Here is a 4,673-nt window from a genome sequence, read left to right as displayed (position 1 = left end):
GGACCGACTCCCGTGCCGGCCCGAGCAAGCCGCGTCGCCGCGCCCAGCGCTCGAAGACCAGCGTCGCGAAGGGCGGCACCGCGCAGGCCAGGGCCACCCCGGTGGTCAGCAGGCTCCACCGGTGCAGGCGGGCCACCGCCAGGACCAGCACGCCGTACGCCACGAACAGCCCGCCGTGGATCGGGCCGAAGATCTGCACGCCCAGCTCGTTGGCCGGCGGGCCGTACTTGACCGCCATCCCGGCCAGCAGGGCCGCCCAGGAGATCGCCTCGGCGATCGCCGCCACGACGAACAGCCGGGTCACCTTCTCGCGCATCGCCGCTCCCCCACCTCTCGCGCGAGCCATGCTAGCCGGGGCCGGCGGCACAGCCCGGTGCGACCGGCCGGTGCGCGACGGGGATCACCAGGGCCGTCCGTGGGTACCTGGAGGGAACTTCGGGTCTTTCCCCCACCCGGTGTCACGTGCGAGGTTAGGGGGTACCAGCGGTGACAGGGTGGTGACCATGGGCGAGGAAGTCGGCGTTCGGACGTTCAGCCGGGAGGACCGGGCCCGCTACCGCGACAAGGTTCGCCGCTGCCTCGACGTCTTCGCCGAGATGTTGCGCGAGTCGCGGTTCGACGTGGACCGGCCGATGACCGGGCTGGAGATCGAGCTGAACCTGGTCGGCGACGACTTCATGCCGACCATGAAGAACACCGACGTGCTGGCGGCGGTCTCCGACCCGGATTTCCAGACCGAGCTGGGCCAGTTCAACGTGGAGATCAACGTCGCGCCGCGCCGGCTGGCCGGCACGGGCATTGCGGAGTTCGAGGAGCAGGTCCGGGCCAGCCTCAACGCCGCCGAGGAGAAGGCCCGCACGGTCGGCGCGCACATGGTGATGATCGGCATCCTGCCGACGCTGCGCCCGGAGCACCTGACCGCGGAGACGCTGTCCGCCAACCCCCGCTACAAGCTGCTCAACGAGCAGATCTTCGCCGCGCGGGGGGAGGACCTGCGGATCGCGATCAACGGGGTGGAGCGGCTCGCGGTCACCGCCGACACGATCACCCCGGAGGCGGCCTGCACCAGCACCCAGTTCCACCTCCAGGTCGCACCGGACCAGTTCGCCGACTACTGGAACGCCGCCCAGGCCATCGCCGGCATCCAGGTGGCGCTCGGTGCGAACGCGCCGCTGTTCTTCGGCCGGGAGCTGTGGCGGGAGACCCGGGTGCCGCTGTTCGAGCAGGCCACCGACACCCGCTCCGAGGAGATCAAGGCCCAGGGCGTACGCCCCCGGGTGTGGTTCGGCGAACGCTGGATCACCACGGTGTTCGACCTGTTCGAGGAGAACGTGCGCTACTTCCCGGCGCTGCTGCCGGTGTGCGACCCGGAGGACCCGGCGGAGACCCTGCACACCGGCGGTGTGCCGAGGCTCGGTGAGCTGCGGCTGCACAACGGCACCATCTACCGGTGGAACCGCCCGGTGTACGACGTGCTGCGCGGCCGACCGCACCTGCGGGTGGAGAACCGGGTGCTGCCGGCCGGCCCGACGGTCGTCGACACCGTCGCCAACGGCGCCTTCTACTTCGGGCTGGTCCGGGCGCTCGCCGAGGCGGACCGACCACTGTGGTCGCAGATGTCGTTCAGCGCCGCCGAGGAGAACTTCACCGCCTGCTCCCGGCACGGTATCGACGCGCAGGTGTACTGGCCGGGCCTGGGCTACCTGCCGGCGACCGAGCTGGTGCTGCGGCGGCTGCTGCCGCTGGCCCACCACGGCCTGGACCGGTGGGGTGTCGACCCGGCGGAGCGGGACCGACTGCTCGGGATCATCGAGCAGCGCTGCCTCACCGGCCGCAACGGCGCGAGCTGGCAGGTGGAGACCCTGCACCGGCTGGAGTCCGCCGACCACCTGGACCGCCCGGAGGCGCTGCGCGAGGTGGTCCGGCACTACGTGACGCTGATGCACAGCAACCGCCCGGTGCACGAGTGGCCGCTGCCCTGACCGGCGGCGGTACGCCGCCCCGTCCGCCCCGGCGGACGCCGGCGGTCGGCGGTCGGCGGGACGCGGGCGCCGGTCGGTAACCCGGTCCGGACGCTGTCGAGCTGATGTCGTGAGTGGATCAGCCCGGTGGTGGTCGTGAACGGATCAGCCGGCCTGATGTCGTCAACAAGTCAGCTCGACAGCGTCCGCGAAGACCACGATTCGCGGAAACGGCCGCTACGAGACAGCCGTTCAGGGGCGATTCGGGCCGGGACCGGGCCACTCCCGCTCCGCCGGCCGGTCCCATGGTGACGGGTCGTCACGCAGCCGGCTGTAGAGCAGGCCGTCCCACCAACGGCCGGCCCGGAACTCGGCGGCGCGGACGACGCCCTCGAGCTGGAACCCTGCCCGCTCCAGGGCCTGCTGCTCGGCCACGTTCTCCGGATGGGTGCCGGCCTGGATCCGCTGTGCCGGGGTGTGCAGGAACAGGTAGTCGCAGAGCAGCGCCTGCGCGCGCCATCCGATTCCCCGTCCCCGCCACGGTGGCAGCAGGGCGACGCCTATCTCCCAGTAGCCCGCCGTCCCGCCGTACACCCCGTGGTGGAAGCCGACGAAGCCAGCGGCGGCCTCCTCGGCCTCGACCTCGACGACGAGCCGGCCGTCCTTCTCACCCAGCCAGGCATCCGTGGCGTAGCGGCGTTCCGCCGCGCCGGGGTCGCGGAAGCCGTGCCAGTCCGGGCCGAGCAGGCCGGGCTCGACGGCGAACCGGCGGAACATCGCCAGATCCGGCTCGGTGACCGGGCGTAGCCGGACCCCGTCGCGCCGGACCTCCGCACCGATCTCCGAAGAACCACCACCCGGGACCATCAGGCCACCCTAGCCAACCCGCCCGCTGTCACACCGTGAGGAGGACCTTGGTGCAGTCGTCCTGCTTCTTCTGGAAGATCCGGTAGCCCTTGGGGGCGTCCTTGAGCTTCATGTGGTGACTCACGACGAAGCTCGGGTCGATATCGCCACGCCGGATGCGCTCCAGGAGCGGGCGCGTGTAGCGCTGCACGTGGCACTGCCCCGTGCGCATGGTCAGCGAGCGGTTCATGAACGCGCCCATCGGGAACTTGTCGACCAGCCCGCCGTACGCGCCGATGACCGACACCACCCCGCCGCTGCGGCAGGCGAGGATGGCCTGGCGCAACGCGAACGGCCGCTCGGTCTCCGTGCGGGTGGCCTGCTTGGCCCGGTCGTACGCGTACACGCCGGCGTTGCCGTGGTGTCCCTCCAGACCGACCGCGTCGATGCAGGCGTCCGGCCCACGGCCCGCGGTCATCTCGTCGAGGGCGTCCCGCACGTCGGTGTCCTCGTAGTTGATCGTCTCCGCGCCGGCGTGCTCGGCGGCCAGGCGCAGCCGGTACGGGTACCGGTCGATGACGATCACCCGTGCGGCGCCGAGCAGGCGGGCGCTGGCGGCGGCGAGCAGTCCCACCGGGCCGGCCCCCCACACCGCGACCACGTCCCCGTTCGTGATGTCGCACATCTCCGCACCCATGAACCCGGTCGGGAAGACGTCGGCGAGCATCACCGCCTGGTCGTCGGTGACGTCGTCGGGAAGCTTCTGCGGCCCGACGTCGGCGAACGGCACGCGGACGTACTCGGCCTGACCTCCGGCGTACCCGCCGAACAGGTGGGAGTAGCCGAAGATGGCCGCCGGCGAGTGACCCATGATCTTCTCCGCGGCCCGGGCGTTCGGGTTGGAGTTCTCGCAGACCGAGTAGAGCCCCCGCTGGCAGGAGTTGCAGTGCCCGCAGGCGATCGGGAACGGCACGACGACCCGGTCGCCGCGGCGCAGGTTGCGCACCTGCGGGCCGACCTCCACGACCTCGCCCACGAACTCGTGGCCGAGGATGTCGCCCTTGCGCATCGCCGGGACGTAGCCGTGGTAAAGGTGCAGGTCGGAGCCGCAGATGGCGGTCCTGGTGACGCGGACGATCGCGTCGCGGGCGTTCATGATGGTGGGGTCGGGCACGGTGACGACCTTGACGCTGTCCTTGCCCATCCAGGCGGTGGCCCTCATCGGTTGCCTTCCTCTGTGTTCACCGGCGGCCGGTCGGCAACGGTTGCGCCGGGCGCTGGTTGACCTGCTGGCGGATCGACATGCCGTCGGGGTTGCCCTCCGAGCGCACCACCTCGCCGGCTTCCAGCACCTGCTTGAACCGGCGCAGGTCGTCGCGGACCTGCTGCTCCGGCTCCTCGCCGAAGAGCTTGGCCACCGCCCGGCCGAGGGCTCCGGCCGGTGGGGCGTACCGCAGGTGCACCCGCACCTCGGTGCCGCGGTCGCCGGGCGCCGGCTCGAACCGCACCCGGCCCGCGTTCGGCACCCGCGCGCCGGGCAGCGACCGCCACGCCAGCCGCCGGTTCGGTTGGTCCTCGACGATCTCCGCGTCCCACTCGACGAACCGGTTGGCCGGGCCACGGGCGACCCAGTGGGTCCGGCGCAGGTCGTCGGTGCGGACCGACTCCAGGTGGAACATGAAGCGCGGCAGGTTCTCCAGGTCGCGCCAGAACCGGTACGCCTCGGCCGGTGAGCGGTTGACGGTCACGGACATCCGTACCTCGATCACCCGCCGCCAGGCCCGCCGGGCGCGTCCGGCGCGGACGGCGGCGAGCAGGTCCAGGGCCGCCACTCCCCCGACCACGGCGGTGGTGAGCGCCACCCGG

The 4,673-nt window shown here is 71.9% G+C and carries 5 protein-coding genes; 1 reads left to right on the top strand and 4 read right to left on the bottom strand.

Features of this window, described 5'->3' with window-relative positions; translation table 11 throughout:
- A partial coding sequence (locus tag AB0I76_RS22830; RefSeq protein ID WP_357038890.1) for a DUF3817 domain-containing protein occupies positions 1–316 on the bottom strand: 316 nt, incomplete at its 3' end.
- Positions 317–503: 187 nt separating this feature from the next.
- On the opposite strand from AB0I76_RS22830, the gene AB0I76_RS22825 reads away from it, so the two are divergent.
- Positions 504–1,982 (top strand): glutamate--cysteine ligase, encoded by a 1,479-nt coding sequence (locus AB0I76_RS22825; RefSeq protein WP_357038887.1) that lies wholly within the window; start codon positions 504–506, stop codon positions 1,980–1,982.
- 231 nt (positions 1,983–2,213) lie between these two features.
- On the opposite strand, the gene AB0I76_RS22820 is transcribed toward AB0I76_RS22825, so the two are convergent.
- The 3 genes from AB0I76_RS22820 to AB0I76_RS22810 all read right to left on the bottom strand — a co-directional run.
- A complete protein-coding gene (locus AB0I76_RS22820) occupies positions 2,214–2,828 on the bottom strand; it encodes a GNAT family protein (protein ID WP_357038884.1) in 615 nt (204 codons plus the stop codon).
- 28 nt (positions 2,829–2,856) lie between these two features.
- Positions 2,857–4,029: a zinc-dependent alcohol dehydrogenase gene (locus tag AB0I76_RS22815; protein WP_357038881.1), complete on the bottom strand. Its 1,173-nt coding sequence runs from the start codon at positions 4,027–4,029 to the stop codon at positions 2,857–2,859.
- Positions 4,030–4,048: 19 nt separating this feature from the next.
- A partial coding sequence (locus tag AB0I76_RS22810; RefSeq protein WP_357038878.1) for an SRPBCC family protein occupies positions 4,049–4,673 on the bottom strand: 625 nt, incomplete at its 5' end.

Origin of the sequence: Micromonospora sp. NPDC049799 (genome assembly GCF_040656655.1) — a bacterium.
Taxonomy (GTDB): domain Bacteria; phylum Actinomycetota; class Actinomycetes; order Mycobacteriales; family Micromonosporaceae; genus Micromonospora.
Note: the sequence above shows the minus strand (reverse complement) of the source record. Positions and strands in the feature narration are given on the sequence as shown.